Here is a 16,389-nt window from a genome sequence, read left to right on the forward strand (position 1 = left end):
TCCCTGTCCGGCGCCTCCCTGCCGGTCCCCTCCGCACCCGTCCCCTCCGCACCCGTCCGCTCCGCGCTTCCGGCTCCGGTGACGCCCGCCGCCAGGTCGTCCAGTCGCAGCACGGGGAGTCCGAGTCCGGGCAGCGTGTTCTCCCCCGTGCCGCGCTCACCGAGCAGCAGCCGCGCGCGGGAGTCCTCGGCCATGTAGGCGAGCCGCTCCACCGGCAGTTTGGGGTCCAGGGGCACGTAGGCGGCGTCGGCCTCCAGCACGCCGAGCAGGGAGGCCACCAGCGGGGCCCCGCGTTCCGCCATCACCGCGACCCGGTCGCCCGCGGTGATGCCCGCGGTGCGCAGGGCCGCCGCGACCTCCTCGGTCCGCGCCAGCAGCCGCGCGTAGCTCCACTCCTCGCCGTCGGCGACCAGGGCGGTCGCGTCGGGGGTGCGCCGGACCTGGTCCCGGAAGAGGTCCGGGAGCCTGGCGTCGGGCAGCGCGCGTACGGGGCCGGAGCCCTGGGCGGCGAGCCGCGCCGACTGGCGTTCGTCGCCCCGGGCGAGGCTGTGCAGCGGTGCGTCAGGCTGCCGGACCAGGCTCTCCACGGTCGCGACGAAGGCGGCGGCCAGGTCGCGGGCCGTACCCGGCTCGAAGAGATCGGTGTTGTAGCGCAGGACACCCGCGAAGGCGCCGTCCCGCTCCCCGCCCATCTCGACCCACAGGTCCGTCTGGCCCTCCTGCTGCGGCACCGGGTAGGGCCGCAAGGTGGCGCCGGCGACGGCCAGTTCGGCGGTCCGGTCCGGGTCCAGCAGGAAGAAGGCGTCCATGTCGGTGAGGAACGGCAGCCGGTCCCAGGCGAATCCGGCCTGGTACAGCGGGGTACGGCTCGGGTCGCGGGGCGGCGCGAGTTCCCGGACCAGCCAGGGGAACGGCAGTTCCTGGGCCCGCATCGCCTCGAGCACCCGGGCCCGTACGGAGGCGAGCACCTCCCGGTACGTCGCGGTCTCCTCGACCTCACCGCGTACGACGACGGTGTTGACGAAGTTGCCGAGCGCGTCGCGGTACTGGCGCTGCAGTCTGCCGGAGGTCGGGGTGCCGACCAGGACGTCGGACTGGCCGCTCAGCCGGCTCAGCAGCACGAAGTAGGCCGACAGCAGCACCATGTACGGCGTCGCCGCGGCCTCGCGCGCCAACTCCCTCACGGTGTCGGTCGCTTCGGCCGACAGGGCGAACGGTGTCGAGCCGCCCTCGTACGTCGGGGCCGGCGGCCTGGGCCGGTCGCCGTACAGGTCGAGACCGGGAGGCGCGTCGGCGAGCCGTGCCGCCTCGTCGGCGACCAGCGCGGCGGCCTTCCCCCCGGCCAGGAAGGTCCGCTGCTGCCCGGCGTAGGACGCGAAGGCGCCGCCGTCCAGGGTGAACCGCCCCTGTGTTCCCTCCAGTCGGGCACGGACCTCGCCGAGCAGCAGGGCCAGTGACCAGAAGTCGGCGGCGGCGTGGTGCAGCACGGCCGCGAACACCCAGGTGCGCTCGGCGGTCCGGTACAGGTGGATGCGCCACAGCGGCGGCCGGGACAGGTCGAACGGTGCGCGGGTGTCGGTCCTGACGCGGTCCCGCAGCGTCTTGGGGTCCGTGCCGCGGGCGTCGGTGTGCCGGATGTCGAGCGGCACGGACTCCTGGACCCGCTGCGCCGGCCCGTTCTCGCCGGGCTGGAAGCAGACGCGTAAGGCGTCGTGCTCGGCCATCAGGTCGCGGAGGATCTCCTCGGTCCGGTGGCCGAGTGCGGCGTCGGCGGTGACCTCGGCGCCGAACACGATGTGGTAGGCGGAGCACTGGGGGTCGGTCTCGTGGATGAACCAGAGACCGGCCTGCTGCGCGTTGGCGGGCGGCGGCGTGGCAGCCGCCGGGGATGCGGTGGTCATGGGGGTTCCGGTCGTCATCGTCGGCCGTCCGCGGCGGCCGGGACGGGCACGGTGTTCATCAGGTTCCAGAGCGCCTCGGAGAGGCTGTCGACCGTCGGGTGGTCCCACAGCAGGTCCACCGGCAGGTCGGAGAGCCCGCAGGCGTCCTCGATCTCCATACCGACGGCGAGCGCCGCCATGGAGTCGAGGCCGTACGAGGTGAACGGCTGGTCGGTGGCCAGGTCGGCGGCGGGTACGCCGGCTTCGGCGGCGACCGCCTGGGCGAGGACGCGCTTCACGTCGTCGAGCGTCATGTCGGTGGTGTTCATCGCAGGTCGAAACCTTCCGGTGTGCAGGTGAGCAGGTGAGCAGGTGAGCAGGTGAGCAGGTGGATCGTGTGACGGGCGGTCGTCCGGCGGGCGGTCGATCGTCCGGTGGGCGGGTGCCGGGTCAGGCGGCGGAGGCCGGCCGGTCCGTGCCGTGGTGCGCTTCGTGTGCGCCCGGGGCGGCCTGGCGCATGGTCCTGAGGGAGAAGAACTCGTGCTTCTCGCGCTGGGAGTTCATGCGGTCGAAGAGGGTGCGGGCGGTCCGGGGGTCGAGGTCGCCGACCTCGTACTGGTGGACCTGCTCACGGGCCAGGGCGGCCTCGAGCCAGGCCCCGTCGGCGAAGAACGCGTCGAGGTGGTCCCGGTTGTGGAGCCAGATCCCGAGGGCGGCGACCTTGGCGTGCAGGGCGCACAGGTCCTCCGCCAGCCTCATCAGCCGCGGCGGGGTGGTCTTGGCGGAGGCCGGCGGCGTGGCCGCCGGCGCCCTGCGCAGGTCGTGGAAACGCGCGTAGAGCGCGTCGAGCCGTGTGCGCAGCTCCTCGGCCCGGGTCCGCAGTGCGGTGAGCCGTTCCTCGTCGCAGCCGGCGTCGGGTGCGAGGCCGGCGAGACGGTCGATGAGCGAGGGGAGGCTGGCGAAGGTCGCGTCCCGGCCGCGGCCGAACACACTCACCCGGGCCGGCTGGAACGGGGGCAGTTCGGCCCGCAGGTCGTACAGCGTGCTCCAGTCCTCGTCACGGGGCCGCTCGTGGGACTTGGCGAGGGCGGCCAGTTGCTGGGTGATGCTGTCCAGGCAGACCGGCTCGCTGCCGTCGAAGACGGACACGACGGCGCCGTCGCGGAGCATCTTCTGGAAGATGCCGACGTGTTCCGCCGCCCGCATGTAGTACCGGGCGCCCAGCGTGCGGGCGAGCGCCTTGCCGGCGAAGTCGACGAGGCGGGCCACCTGGACCTTGGCGGCGTTGCCCCAGACGCTGAACTCCTCGGTGTACAGATGCAGTCCGCGCATCGCGACCAGGCTCTCGCACTCGGCGACCAGCAGGCTCAGGTAGGCGTTGGCGAGGGACTCGGTGACGTACGGGATCTCGCTCGCCGGCCCGTCGTACAGGGTCCGGCCGGAGAGGAAGCAGCCGACCGTGCGCAGCATGGTGTCGCCCGTGCCGAGGGACAGGCCGGTGCACAGGGTGCGGGTGATCAGCAGGCCGCGCAAGGACAGTTCGAGCCCTTCCCCCTCGGCGCCCAGCCGGGCGGAGGCGTCCACCCGGGCGTCGTCGAAGGAGACTCCGCTGATGTCGCATCCGCGCAGGCCGTACGTGGGGACGCGGGGTACGCCGGTCACCTCGCCGGAGACGACGCGCGACCTGTCCACGAGGAACATGGACTGCTTGCGCTTGGCCGGCACGCCGTCGTCGCCCGTGGTGCCGAGGAGCACCACATGGGTCGAGGTCCGGCCCCGGTTGATGGGCCATTTCTCGCCGGTGAGGACGTACTGTCCGTCGTCCGGGGTGGCCACCAGTTCGTTGGCGGCCAGGTCGGCGCCGTGGCCGGGCTCCGAGTAGGCCAGGCAGGGGACGACCCCTCCGCGCAGCACCGTGCTCGCCCACTGGGCCCGCTGTCCGGCGTCGCCTCCGATCCAGGCGAGCATCATCCAGATCTGGGTGCTCTCGCTCACGGCCACGTTCATGTCGCGGCGGGCGATCACCCGGGTGAGCATCAGCAGTTCCTCGGTGCTCCGGAGGTCTCCGCCCAGCCAGTCGGGCACGAAGTACCGGTGAAATCCGAAGGCCCGCACCCGGCCGATTCCGTCGGCCGGCAATTCCTCACGCTCGTCGAGCTCCAGGCTCCGGGCGAAGGACAAGGAGTTCGCCTCCACATCGGGGTCGCCCAGCCACTCCTCCAGCGCTTCGGCCGGAGCGGCAGCATCGATCGGACGCTTTTCCGGTTCGTCGAAGAGGATGCCTGCAAGCTGCTTTTCGGACACGAATTCGCGCATGGAGCACTCCATTTCAGCGCATGACAAAGACGAAGTCGGCACCGGCCGGTCCTTTCCACGGAACACGCCAGGCGTCAGCCGGCGACTTCCGATGGATTTCGGCCGTGCAGGAATCGGCCCGGAGTGGCGCTCAGCACGGCGTTGTGCCGCGGCACCGGCTCGGGCGAAAAGGGCACCGCCGTCCGGACCGCACAGGGGCACCGGACGCGGGCATCAGAAAAAGGGCAGGTCACCGACGTCGGCCGGACGCCGGCACCGGCGTCATCTACGGCAACAGCCGAACAGAATGCGGTTCACTCGAACGTCCCCCGTGACGTATGCGTGTGTCTCGGCGGGAGTCGACCGGAATCTCGCCCGGTCACCCCTCCCCAAGATCTCCCCCGTAGTGGTTGCGCATTCGGCAACCTGCCGCCGCCATGGGCGGCTTCGCTCTACGTCAGGACTCTAACATTCACAAGCCTTGCCGGTTTGTGATGCCCGTCACTATTTTACGTTCCCTTTGCGCGAATATTCGATCAGGTCGGAACTTTAAATTCCGTTCACAGCAAATGAAGGACGCGCGAATTCCACTTCACCCACCTTTCCCTTCGGTTGAATTCACAATTGACACGGATTCAAAAATCACCCGCCCCAGCGGTTCCCTGCCGGCACACAAGACGCCCGGCCGGGATGTCCCGGCCGGGCGTCGGCGTCACGTCGGTGCCGCCGTGCGGCGACAGTGGGTCGAGAGCGGATCAGGAGGGCGCGCCCACCGGCACGTCCGGCCGCAGCTCGCCGTCCTCGTCGAGGTCCGGCGGGATCGTCGACAGTGCGCTCGCGTGGAGGTCCTTGGTCCGCAGCATCAGGAAGCCGATGAGCGCGGCGATGAACCCGAGGATCGCGCAGAGGGTCATGGCGCCGTGGAACGCGGTCATGAACGCGTCCCGTCCGGCGGCGACCACCTGCTCCTGGAGCGCACCCGCGTTCGCGGCGACCGCGTCGAACGCGCCGGCGCTGATGCCGTGGGCGGCTTCCTCGGCGGCGGCATCACCCATCTGCTGTCCGACCGCCGACGCGGCGAACTCGTCGGCCACGCGGTTCTGGAAGAAGGCGCCCACACCCGCGATCCCGACGGCGACACCGACCTGCTGGAAGGTCTCGTTGATGCCGGACGCGACACCGGACTTGGCCGGTTCGGCGACGCCGATGGCCAGCGCCGCCCGGGTCGGGTTGAAGGCGCCCATGCCGAAGCCGGCGATGATCAGGGCCGGCAGGAGCACGGTCCAGGCCGAGTCGACCTCCGCCAGGTTGAGGAAGAGCAGGCCGATCGCCATGACGAGGGTGGAGCCGCCGAGCAGCACCCGGAAGGGAACCTTGCCGATGAGTCCGCCGCCGATCGCGCCGGCCACGAACATCGCGGCCGTCAGCGGAAGGAACCGCAGCCCCGCGTCCCAGGCGTCCATGCCCAGCATGTTCTGGAGGTAGCTGGTCTCGAAGAACACCGACGGCAGGGCCCCCGCGTTGCCGATCATGGCGACGAGGGAGATGCCGACGAAGGTGCGGTTGCGGAAGAACGCCAGGTCGATCATCGCGCGCTCGCCCAGGCGCCGCTCGATGAACAGGAACACCAGCAGGAAGACGGCGCTGGCCGCGTACAGGCCGAGCGTGTTGACGCTGGTCCAGCCCTCCTCGGGCGCCCGGATGGTGGCGAACACCAGGGCCCCGAGCGCGATGCTGAAGGTGACCAGCCCGGCCCAGTCGGTGGGATAGGCCCGCCGGTTGAGCGACTCGCGCACCCGCAGCGCGCCGACGAGGACGGCGAGGATGCCGACCGGCACGTTGATGTAGAAGATCCAGCGCCAGGACAGCGAGCTGGTCAGCGAACCGCCGATGAGCGGTCCGGCAGCGACGGCGACACCGACGGCGGCACCGAACACGGTGAAGGCGGTGGCCCGCTCCTTGCCGTGGAACTCGTGGCTGAGCATGGCCGGGCCGACCGCGAACATGACGGCCGCGCCGACGCCCTGCACGGCGCGGTAGAGGCTCAGCGCGGTGGCGTCGCCGGCCAGGCCGCAGGCGAGCGAGGCGATGGTGAAGATGACGAAGCCCACCTGGAAGAGCCGCTTGCGGCCGAGCCGGTCGGCGAGTGAGCCCGCTGCCACCAGGAAGATCGCGAGGGTGAGGGCGTAGGCGTCGAACACCCACTGCAGGTCGGCGAAGCTGCTGTCCAGGGACTCGTGGATCGCCGGCAGCGCGACGGCCACCACGCTCAGGTCGAGCATCAGCATGAACGTGCCCAACGCGACGATCCCCAGGGTCCACCACCTTGCGGGCGATGGTGCGCGTTCTGCGGACATGACGGGGACTCTCCTATCAACCGGATTCATCGATGATGGAAAAATAGATGATTGGAAAGTCGAGGTCAACCGCAGTCACGGTGAGTGACAAGGATCCGGCCGCCACCCGCCCCGCCCCGCAACAGGACCCACACGCGGTCACGGACGGACGGCGGGGAAGCAGAGGGAACCGGCGGACGGACGAGGGCAGACGAAGGGCAGAGGGAGGGCAGACGAAGGGGACCGGCGGGCAAACGAAAGCGGGCGGACCCTCAAGGGCCCGCCCGCACCACCGCCAACGCCACCGGCGCCGCCGTCAACTCACCTCCGTGCCGCCCGTTCCGGTCAGTCGGAACAGACGGACGCGGGCCAGCGGCCCGCCAGCATCCGGTCGAGCATCCTGCGCATCACTTCGCGCTCGTCGTCGTCGAGCGTGCCGAAGAACGCCGTCTCGACCTCGGTGACCACACTGTCCACCGCAGCCAGCGCCGCACGGCCGGCGTCGGTGAGGATCAGGTTGTAGCGCCGCCGGTCGGCGGGGTTGCGCCGCCGCTCGACGTGCTGGTTGCGCTCCATCTCGTCGATGACCGTCACGACCGTGGTCGGGTCGAGGTTGAGCAGCCGGCTCAGGTCCTGCTGGGAGAGCTCGGGCCCTCCGGCCAGCGAGGCCAGCACGAAGAAGTACCTGCTGCGCATGCCGACCGTCTCCAGGGCCTTCTCCACGTCCTCGAGCAGCAGCAGCGCCGCCTTGTGGAGCAGGTATCCGGGACGCTCGGCGATGAAGAAGTCCTCGCGTGGCCGCAGTGGTGCCCCGTCCCGCTCGGCATTGCCGCCACTGCGCGTCATGGGCCGACTCCCTTCAACCATACGAAAAGTCCACCATCGAAGATACCAACGCTTCGGAGAGCCGGAACATGCCCGCGCGGCTCCGGGCAGTGGACCTGTCTCCCGGACCGGCCCCGGCGCCCCGTGCCGGCCGCACACCCGCCATGCTTCCCCACAGCACCGGACATCCCCGGGGGGACCATGCGCACCCGCACCACGACCGCCGCCGCTCTGGCCGTACTCGCCCTCGCGCTCACCGCGTGCGGCGGCCAAGAGGAGCCCCCCGCCGGGGACGACGGCGGCAGCCGGTCGGCCGGTATCGGCGCCGAGGACCAGGACAAGGCCCGCGGAGCCGCCGGCCTCCCGCCCGAGCCGAGCACCACGGCCCGGTACCGGTTCCTCGAGGCGCTGGACGCCATCGACCGCCGCATCTCGGAGCCCGGCACGGACGAGCAGGCCGTGAGCCGCGGACTGGACCAGTGCGGCTCCATCAAGGCCTCCCCGGACGACAGGGACCGGCTGATCCGGCAGACGCTGGAGCGGTTCGCCCTCCCGACCGGCCTGCCCGACATCAACACCCCGAAGACCGGCGGGAAGATCCTGGACGCAGTGCACGAACACCTCTGCCCCGACTTCTGACCGGACGGACCGCACAAGGGAAGGGGTACGGCCCGTGGCCGACCTGTACGGCTCCTACGGCGAGCTGGCGGCCGTCGAGACGGAGGGCGTCGACTACGAACGCCGCCGGGTCCTCGTCGCCGGTGCGACGTGGTGTTCCCTCGCCGTCCACGGCGGCGGCATCGAGGGCGGGTCCGGGGAGGCGGCCCGCGCGGTCGGCGCCGGGCTGATGTCGCACTACGAGTTCGCCGGACTCAGGACGTCCGGGAACGCCGATCTGCACGTCACCAGCACGAACTTCGACGAGCCGATCGGTGAGGGCCTCGTCCGCGCCTCCCGCCGCTGCCTGTCCTTCCACGGCTGCGCCGGAACCCCCGGCCTGGCCGAGACAGCCGTCGGCGGCCTCGACACGGACCTGGTCGTCCGGCTGACACAGCGTCTGCGGAGCGCCGGATTCCCGGTCGTCACCGCGCCGTCCGAGATCGCGGGCACCCACCCGGCCAACATCTGCAACAAGACGCTGACCTCTGCCGGGGTGCAGCTGGAGCTGAGCAGAGCCCAGCGTGCGGCGTTCTTCCCCGGCGGGGACCTGAGCCGGGCGATGCGCGACAGCGGTCGCCGCACCGAGACGTTCCACGCCTACGTGGCCGCCGTCCGTGCCGCGTTCCAGGACCGCGGGCGGGTCTCCCCCGGCAGCCGGCCCATGGTCTCCGGAGCCGAAGAAGCCTCCTCCACCGGAAGGAGGCCGGCGCCGACGCGCAGCTGAACGTTCCTGCATGGCTTCGCCGTGGTGGGGCTGGCGGGACTCGAAACCACGCCCGAGGGATCGTGAACCCTTCGAGGATCTTGGCTGCCTCTGCCGATCACCGGAGCGGCGGCCCGGCTTCCGGTGAACGCGGTTCAGGAGGGCAGACGACAGCGGGACCGGTCAGCTGCCGGCAGCGGGACCGGCGCCAACACCCACCGCCCGGTGCCCCGACGAAGCGTGGGCAGCTCCAGGTCGGCACGGCGCCTTACCTCGGTCACCGTGTATGTCGGCTGGAGCGTCGGCGCAGAGTGAAAACGCAGGCGAGCATGCCGAGGCCCCAGGCGATCAGAAGGGCGCCCCAAAGCGGCATGGTCACCTCTGGAATGAGAAGGCGGATCTTGACGTTCGCGCGGTTCTCGAAGATGAAGATCAGAGCGATCACGGTGATCAGAAAGAACGGGGCGAAGCGGCGGACACCAGGGCGGGAGAAGAACGGCGTGTGTTCCTTGTGGTGTGTGCTGGTCCGAGTCATGGGATGCCTCTCAATCACACGTTGCCCCTGGCTCCAGCATCCTCTTCCACCGTACGGCCCGCTGCTGAAGCGACCGCGGCCCCTGCGCGGCGCCGCTCGCCGCGGTCGGGCCGCGCCGCATACAAGCCGTGCCGGGCTCCGCCTGGGAGTGGGACGTCGAGTGCCTCCCGGCGAGCCTCGTCATCGCGGGTCGGGCAAACGGGTTCGACGACGCCGAGCGCGCCCGCGTCCTGAGCTCCACGGGACGTTCGTACCGCGCGGCGATGATCCGCTTCGGGCTGTCGCAGCGTAGAAGACCGTCCCTCTCGCCCCATGACGCCTCCCGCCCGAAGCGACTCCGCAGGTCTCGGTCCACCAACCGGTCGACCTCCGTGGCGGGTCACGGGTCGTCCTCCGGGGCGACTGGGACGATGCGCGCATGGCACCCGGAACAGGCACTGCCGAGAGTTCGGCAACGGCGCGCATCGTCCTGCCGACACTCGCGGCCGGGCAGTTCCTGATGGCGCTCGACAGTTCGGTCATGAACGTCTCGATCGCGACGGTGGCCGAAGACCTGGGCACGACGGTGACGGGTATCCAGGGTGCCATCCTCGCCTTCACCGCTCTCCTCGCGATGTTCTTCACCTCACGGATCCCGAAGACCCAGCCCCGTTCGACGGAGCCATAGCCGCGGGACGGCTGGAACCAAGCCGTCTTTGCCTCACCGCTCCGACGGACTGGGAGCGGCACACAGCGCTCAGATCATGAAGCCGTTGACCGCGATCAGGACGGTGTCCCGGAACGGCGTGCAGGGGATACAGGTGGCGCCCTGGAACAGGCGATACCAGCGGGGGTAATGGGCACGGGGTCGGCGGAGTGCCGGATCGGCTGCTTGCCCGAGTCCTCACCGGTGATCCGCCACCCGGAGGGGAGTTGGCCGTCGAGGCCGACCTGCTGCGCGGACGGTCGGGGCTGGGCCGACTGCCCAGCGGCCGCACGGTGGTCGTCTCCGACGGCGGAGAGGCATCCGCACCGCTGGAGTGCGCCGGCGAGGCGCTCGACACGCCCACGCGCACCGAGCAGAAGGCGCTGCTGACCGGCCCCTGCCTCGATCACGAGAGGGGGCGAACCTCAACCCGCCGGTCGCCCTCACCACGCGCGCCGGGACCGCGCTCGCCCAAGCCCGCGAGAGCAGCTCAGAACTGGTTCACCCCGACGGGACAGTGGTAGTGAGGGGCGGGCGGGACACCAACGTGCGCTGGTGGACCTGGGCCGGCTACCGGGCCAACGCCACCCTGGCCGCCACACTCACCACCTTCACCGATCCCCTCCAGAGGCCGACAGATACCTGCATCCGACTTCGCGAGGACGTGACGCCCGCGGAATGGAGGAAGGTCATTTCGGAGGCAGCCGATCAACTGTGCCTTCCCGCAGTGGATGCACGTGCACTGAACGGCCTCAAGTTCAGCGCCGCACTGCTCACCCGGCTCGCGGAGGCCACCCTTGCCGCACGGCTCGCGGATCTGGACGGTGCGACGGCTGCGCTCAGAGGACCGACCAGGTTCACAGTTCTGGGACAGTGACTTGGGCATCGATCAGCGAGAGGCAACAGGCCGACACCATGGACCGTCCCCAGGAGATCAGGCTCGTACGTCTCGCTGCTGAACTTCCTTGAGTACTCCGGCCACCGTCGCGAAGTCGTTGTCCACGTGGAGGACGGTGTGCCCGTGGTGGACCGCGGCCGCACATACCAACAGGTCGATCGCTCCTGCCGCGCGATACTGGCCCCGCTGAGTCAGTTTGTACTGGGCGGTGTCGACCCAACGCCAGGCATTCTTCGGAACGGGAGAGAGCAGGCAGAGTGCGTCCAACTCCTCCGCGAGCTCGTCCCGGTGGGACGGGCTGGTTGCCGAGTAGAGAAATTCGGTGCGCGTCGGCTCGCAGAGGTGGAACACCCCTGCGGCGACGTGTCCCTCCCAGGGCAGCAATGCTCCGGGGGTGCGGAACAGGTGCCACAGGGCGGAGGTGTCGAGCAGGTATGTGATCACTCGAAGGCCTCGCGTCGCGCACGCTTGCCTGCGTCATGTGCCGCCGCGGCCTGCTCGAACTCGCCCCGCGCACCGCGCGCGGCGAGCTTCTCGGCAGCATCGAGCCGCTTGATCCGTGCCACGTAGTCCCGCAGGGCCGCGTTGACCGTCTCCTTCTTCGTCGTGACACCCATCAGCCGCATGGCCTCGGCAAGTGCCTCGTCATCGAGATCAATCTGCGTGACGGACATCGAGCACCTCCAATATCCATGATGTATGCCATCAAGGTACATCACCAACATGAGAGTGCGCCACCACTCAGGGTCACCCGCCGGAGGTGGTAGGGCGAGGTCCGGGCAGTTCTCTGTACGGGCCGTTGCCCAGCAGGCGTCAAACGACGCAGGCCCACCGGGGGACAACGACGGAAGACCCCTACCGCTCCCACATCGCTGAACGACCGCCGAGCGACGCGCAGCGCCTTGACCGAGGCCATGGACGAACAGGCCGGCCCCAACCGTCGGGCGTGGCAGCGCACACAGACCGCTGGGCGAGTGGACAGGAAACGAGGCGTCGGCACCCGCCGGACCGTTCGACGATCAGCAGAGGACCGCCGCCGAAACACCGTGCGCGGATCACGTTCGACAGCCACCGGACCTCGCACCGCGCGAAGCCGGTGTGCACGGCACACACGTCCAGCAACGATGCGACCTGTCCGATTCGAAGAAAATCGGCGGCCTCCATCTCGGCCTCAGGATCATGAAAACATGACCACCCAGGACCACCGGGCCCCTCGACCCACTCGACCCTCCAGCGAAGTTGCTGGTCAGATCGATTCTCCAGGCACGGCTTGTGGTGGGGCGGGTGGGACTCGAACCCACGGCCGACGGATTATGAGTCCTTTGAGGATCTTGGCAATCCTTGCCGATCAACGCTCATCCTTGACGTTTTCGCAGGTCAGATGGGGCTATCCATGTGAGTGCTTCTCAGCCCTTGTCAGTCTGTTCCTGCCCTTGCGGCCTCAACTCGGCCTCAATGAGGCCCGACAGGATCGCGCTGAAGACGAAAAGGACGATCGCGCCAGCTGAAAGACGGGATTCGAACCCACGCGCAGTGGACTTCCAACGCGCAGAGGCTCCACTCCGGGGTGCCGGGTGGGCCTGGCGCACGATGCCCTGCGCCGACAACAGCGCGACAAGCTCCCGGTCGGCCCGCTCACCGAGCACCCAGCACCCAGCACCCGCGATTGGCGCGGAACAGGGCCACGTCGTCCATGTTCGAATCCCAGCCCACGTGGTCCCGCCCTAGCTGGTCCTGCTCTGGATTGACGTAGCTCGCCCCGGTCGGTGACGGACGAGGAGGCGCAAGCCGCCAGGGCTTTTGCGCCTCCGTCTCCGCCTGAGCGTTTTGACCCTCGCGCTCGCGGAGGCTCCACCCGCCGGATACTCGGGGGCGGAGCCTCCGCGGTCACGGTTGCTTGTCGGCTTGGCCGGCGGTCACAGCTCCTTCGCGTAGGTGTCCTGGTACGCCGCCCTCCCTCCGAACACATTCAGGCCGATGTGGCCATCGGCGTACGTCGTGTCCGTCACGTCGATGATCCGCTTGCCGTTGAGGAACACCTGGATGCGGTCGCCCTCGGTGAGGATGCGGACGGGGTAGCTCGTGCCGCGGCGGACCAGTGCCGGGACGCGGGCGAGGGCGGCGCCGTCGTCGAAGTAGCCGTTGGCCTTGGCGACCAGGCGGATCACGCGTAGGTCGGAGTCGATGTTGAGGCAGTAGGCGTCGGCGCCGTCGGAGGAGGCGCGCCAGAGGAGGGAGAGGGCGCCGCTCGTGTCCGGGGCGGGGCCGCCGAGCCGGACCAGAGTGGTGAGGTCCAAGTCCGTCGCCGTGCGGGCCGAGATCGCGTTGGAGTCCTTGTCGAAGCTTCCGGCGCGGCCCGCGCTGTCCGTCGACCAGCGGCCGGCGGGGGTGATCGTCAACTTGCCGAGGTCCGAGCGGAATTCACCGCCGCTCGGGGCGGCCACCAGCGGCTTCACCCGATCCACCAGGCGGAAGGTGCTGTCGAGCCTGTGCACCTTGAGCGACTCGATGTGCGCGGTGCCGCCCTTGGCGTAGAAGGCCATGCCGTCGGCGTCCGGGCCGGGGAAGATCAGGCTGGTCACGGCGGCCTGTCCGTCCGCGCCGAATGCCTCGACCGAGGACGAGTCGACGTACACGCGCAGGGTCGCGCGGCCGTCGGTCGTCTTCATCGGCGCGGTCGTGCGGCCCGTGAAGTACTGCGTGAAGTCGCTCAGGCCCGATGCCGAGCGGTCCACGAACAGCTCCTGCGCCTCGGCGTCGTATCCGACTGTCGTGTGCTGCTCGTCGTCGGTCCGGAGCCGGAAGCCGATCTCCCTGGCAGTACCAAGGGTGATCTCGGCCTCGATCTCGTAGGCGATGCCCCGGACTCCCGCGAGCGGGTTCGCGGAGGTGGGGCCGACGGCGAGGTCCTTGCGGGTTGTGGTGGACGTGCGCAGCGTGACCAGCTCCGGGACCGGGCGCTGCGCCAGGCGTACGCCGTCGGCGGTGTCCGTGAGGGTCAGTTCGCGGGGGGTGCTCAGCTGGCCGTTCCAGCCGCCGGTCGGGGCGCTGAAGGGGTAGTCCCAGTTGCTCATCCAGCCGAGCCAGACGCGGCGGTCGTCGGTCAGGCCGTAGAAGGACATGGCGGCGTAGTAGTCACGGCCGGAGTCGGCGCGCAGGACCGTGCCGGCCTTCTGGTCGGGAGCGAAACCGGTGCCGTTCCACTCACCCGTGAAGTACTGGGCGGCCGAGCCGTTCGTGGCGCGTACGGCACCGGTGCTCAGGGTGAGGACCCACTTCACCTTGTCCTTGTCGCCGTCGACGGGGAGCGGGAAGAAGTCGGGGCACTCCCAGACGCCGGGTGTGGCCCAGTCGCCGTAGCCGAAGGAGCTGACCTGGGTCCAGGTGAGGAGGTCGGTGGAGGTGAAGAAGCGGATGTGGTCGCCGCCGGAGACGACCATCAGCCACTGTTCGTGGGCCTCGTCGCGGATGACCTTCGGGTCGCGGAAGGTCCAGTCGGCGTCTGGGCCGCCCGGGTTCTGCACGGCCGGACTCGAGCCGCCGTGCAGCTGCCACGATCGGCCCTTGTCCTTGCTGTACGCGATGCGCACGCTGGCGTTCCCGCCCGGCTTGTCCGGGTGGTAGCTCGTGTAATAGGCGATCAGGCCCGAGCCGCCCTCGAAGAGACCGGAGGTGTCGTCGGCGTCCACGACCGCGCAGCCGGTCCAGCAGTGGCCGTAGGCGTTCCAGGGCAGGGCGATCGGCAGGGGCTGCCAGTGGACGAGGTCGGTGCTGACCGCGTGCGCCCAGCGGCCCTCGTCCTGGTGGAAGAGGTGGTACTCGCCGTCGTGGTGCAGCAGGCCGCAGGGGTCGCTGGTGGAGCCGGTGAGCTGAGAGTAGTGGTACGTGGGGCGGTACGGCTCGGTGAAGTAGTCGGCGGTGCTATGGACTTCGACGTTCTGGAAGTACGACGTCCCGTGCGCGGCCGCGGTGCCGAAGGCGGCGCCCTTGGTGCGGGACACGCGGGTCTTGAGCGCGCGTACGCCGTCCACGTACACCTCGATGGTTCTGCCCGTCGCGCGGGCCTCGACGCGGTACGTGCCTCCGGCCGTGATGCGCCGGACCGGGCCGGAGGCGGAAGCGAGGCGGGTGCCGGAGGAGCGGTCCAGCAGGGCGACGGCGTTGCGGCCGGCTTCCAGGCGGGCTTCGTAGCCGCCGGAGCCGTTCGCGGACGCGCGCAGGACGAGGCCGGCCGAGGAGGAGCGGTCGCCGGGTGTGATGTCGGCCCTCGCCACCAGGTCGCCGTCGGTGAAGGGGGCCGTGCGCAGGCCGTTCTCGCCGCGGATGCCGCGCAGGTCCGGGGTCCAGGTGCCGGAGCGGGCCGTCCAGCCCTGGAGGCCGGTGGCGAGGTCGGCCGCGGCGATGTTCTCGAAGGACACCTCGCCGGCCGAAGCCGTGACGGCGAGTCGGCCCTTCGTGTGGGTGGAGTCCTGGGCGGTGATGACGGGGCTGTAGCCGTCGGGAGAGAGGAAGTTGGTCTGCCAGTGCACGCGCAGTTCGTCGTGTTCGGCTTCGACGCGCAGACGGTAGACCGTGTCGGCCTTGATGGTGGTCGCGTAGGTGCCGAGGGTGACGTTGCCGTCGATGCGGTAGAGCCTCAGCCTGTCCTGGTCCGCGTCGACTTGGACGCCGTAGCCGCGCGTGGCCTTGGCGTCGGTGCGCACCAGCAGTGCGGCGATGGCGGAAGCGTCGTGCAGGAGCAGGTCGGCCTGGAGCGCGGTGTCGTACGTCTTGGTCGTGGTGAGGGCGCGGGCGGTGGCTCCCTGGGTTGGGGCCGCGCGCCAGCCCAGCGGACTCGCCGTCCAGGTGCCGCCGCTCGTGGTCCAGCCGGTGAGGTTGGTGGTGACCGAGGAGAGGGAGGGCGGGCCGAAGGTGACCTTGCCGCCCTGGGCGAGCAGGCCCACCGAGCCGGTGTCGTGGCGGTGGTCCTCGGTGTGGAGAAGCCGCTTGCCGTCGACATGCACCGTCAGCTCGGGTCCGTCGACCGCCACTTCGAGGTCGTAGGGCTTTCCGGCCTGCGCGCCCGGAAGTGGAGCGGTGGCGAGTGTGTCGCCGCCGGCCAGGTCGTAGAGCCGTATGCGGGAGCGGCCGGGGTCGAGGGCGACCGCGTATCCGGTCGAGCCGTCGAGGGCGGCCCGGAACACCAACGTGCCTACGGCGGAAGAGGATTGGGGCGTGACGCGGGCCGCGTACGTGCCCTTGGCCGCGAGTTGCTGCTCGGACAGGGCGAGGGAGGGCCCGCGACGGCCGGCGGTCGCCGTCTGGCCGCCGTCGGAGGTGCGGGTCCAGGTGCCGGCGACGGGGATGGGGTCGGGGTTCGGGGTGGCGGCGGGGGTCGCTCCGGTGGTGCTCGGGGTGGCGGCCTGTGCTGCGGGGAGGATGCCTCCGAGAGGCAGCAGGGTGGCGGCGGTTCCTCCGGCGAGCAGGAGGGTACGGCGGGACACGCTCATGGCGGCTCCTGAGGGAGAACAGGGGAGGGTGGGCCACGGCCCGGGGGGACGTCCACCCCGCGGGCCGTGGTCGTGTGTAAGAC

The 16,389-nt window shown here is 70.2% G+C and carries 14 protein-coding genes and 1 pseudogene; 6 read left to right on the forward strand and 9 right to left on the reverse strand.

Going from position 1 to position 16,389, the window contains the following annotated elements; translation table 11 throughout:
• The 5 genes from AOK11_RS23685 to AOK11_RS23705 form a co-directional block, all read right to left on the reverse strand.
• On the reverse strand, positions 1 to 1,901 hold a 1,901-nt coding region (locus tag AOK11_RS23685; protein WP_157869432.1), incomplete at its 3' end, for a condensation domain-containing protein.
• 14 nt (positions 1,902 to 1,915) lie between these two features.
• Positions 1,916 to 2,209: an acyl carrier protein gene (locus AOK11_RS23690; RefSeq protein ID WP_055595753.1), complete on the reverse strand. Its 294-nt coding sequence runs from the start codon at positions 2,207 to 2,209 to the stop codon at positions 1,916 to 1,918.
• 121 nt (positions 2,210 to 2,330) lie between these two features.
• The gene (locus tag AOK11_RS23695; protein ID WP_079035036.1) at positions 2,331 to 4,196 is read right to left on the reverse strand and encodes an acyl-CoA dehydrogenase family protein; all 1,866 of its coding nucleotides are present in this window, start codon (positions 4,194 to 4,196) and stop codon (positions 2,331 to 2,333) included.
• Positions 4,197 to 4,930: 734 nt separating this feature from the next.
• Positions 4,931 to 6,532 (reverse strand): MFS transporter, encoded by a 1,602-nt coding sequence (locus AOK11_RS23700; RefSeq protein WP_055595754.1) that lies wholly within the window; start codon positions 6,530 to 6,532, stop codon positions 4,931 to 4,933.
• Positions 6,533 to 6,856: 324 nt separating this feature from the next.
• A complete protein-coding gene (locus AOK11_RS23705; protein WP_055595755.1) occupies positions 6,857 to 7,357 on the reverse strand; it encodes a MarR family winged helix-turn-helix transcriptional regulator in 501 nt (166 codons plus the stop codon).
• 180 nt (positions 7,358 to 7,537) lie between these two features.
• On the opposite strand from AOK11_RS23705, the gene AOK11_RS23710 reads away from it, so the two are divergent.
• A complete protein-coding gene (locus AOK11_RS23710; protein ID WP_055595756.1) occupies positions 7,538 to 7,975 on the forward strand; it encodes a hypothetical protein in 438 nt (145 codons plus the stop codon).
• Positions 7,976 to 8,009: 34 nt separating this feature from the next.
• Positions 8,010 to 8,720 carry a poly-gamma-glutamate hydrolase family protein gene (locus tag AOK11_RS23715; RefSeq protein WP_055595757.1) on the forward strand — a complete coding sequence of 237 codons (711 nt, stop codon included), beginning with the start codon at positions 8,010 to 8,012 and terminating at the stop codon, positions 8,718 to 8,720.
• Between the two features lie 256 nt (positions 8,721 to 8,976).
• On the opposite strand, the gene AOK11_RS23720 is transcribed toward AOK11_RS23715, so the two are convergent.
• Positions 8,977 to 9,234, reverse strand: coding sequence for a LapA family protein (locus AOK11_RS23720; RefSeq protein ID WP_055595758.1), 258 nt, complete (start codon positions 9,232 to 9,234; stop codon positions 8,977 to 8,979).
• 128 nt (positions 9,235 to 9,362) lie between these two features.
• Between AOK11_RS23720 and AOK11_RS46230 the strand changes: the two genes are divergently transcribed.
• The 4 genes and pseudogenes from AOK11_RS46230 (at position 9,363) to AOK11_RS23740 (ending at position 10,796) form a co-directional block, all read left to right on the forward strand.
• Positions 9,363 to 9,734: a DUF2252 family protein gene (locus AOK11_RS46230; protein ID WP_079035037.1), complete on the forward strand. Its 372-nt coding sequence runs from the start codon at positions 9,363 to 9,365 to the stop codon at positions 9,732 to 9,734.
• Positions 9,653 to 9,853 (forward strand): annotated as a pseudogene (locus AOK11_RS23730) (MFS transporter); the annotation flags it as partial. The gene AOK11_RS46230 and the pseudogene AOK11_RS23730, both read left to right, overlap by 82 nt.
• Before the next feature lie 293 nt (positions 9,854 to 10,146).
• Positions 10,147 to 10,443, forward strand: coding sequence for a hypothetical protein (locus tag AOK11_RS23735; RefSeq protein WP_055595761.1), 297 nt, complete (start codon positions 10,147 to 10,149; stop codon positions 10,441 to 10,443).
• Positions 10,444 to 10,466: 23 nt separating this feature from the next.
• A complete protein-coding gene (locus tag AOK11_RS23740; protein ID WP_157869433.1) occupies positions 10,467 to 10,796 on the forward strand; it encodes a hypothetical protein in 330 nt (109 codons plus the stop codon).
• A 57-nt stretch (positions 10,797 to 10,853) separates the two neighbouring features.
• Here the strand turns inward: AOK11_RS23740 and AOK11_RS23745 are convergent, their stop codons facing one another.
• The 3 genes from AOK11_RS23745 to AOK11_RS23760 form a co-directional block, all read right to left on the reverse strand.
• Positions 10,854 to 11,261: a PIN domain nuclease gene (locus tag AOK11_RS23745; RefSeq protein ID WP_055595763.1), complete on the reverse strand. Its 408-nt coding sequence runs from the start codon at positions 11,259 to 11,261 to the stop codon at positions 10,854 to 10,856.
• On the reverse strand, positions 11,258 to 11,491 hold the full coding sequence (locus tag AOK11_RS23750) for a type II toxin-antitoxin system VapB family antitoxin (protein ID WP_030606313.1): 234 nt from the start codon (positions 11,489 to 11,491) through the stop codon (positions 11,258 to 11,260). The genes AOK11_RS23745 and AOK11_RS23750 overlap by 4 nt, the downstream gene beginning before the upstream one ends.
• Positions 11,492 to 12,733: 1,242 nt before the next feature.
• Entirely contained in the window at positions 12,734 to 16,306 is a 3,573-nt protein-coding gene (locus tag AOK11_RS23760; RefSeq protein ID WP_055595765.1) for a glycoside hydrolase family 32 protein, read from the reverse strand.
• Between the last annotated feature and the right edge of the window lie 83 nt (positions 16,307 to 16,389).

Origin of the sequence: Streptomyces hirsutus, assembly GCF_001418415.1 — a bacterium.
GTDB classification, from domain to species: domain Bacteria; phylum Actinomycetota; class Actinomycetes; order Streptomycetales; family Streptomycetaceae; genus Streptomyces; species Streptomyces hirsutus.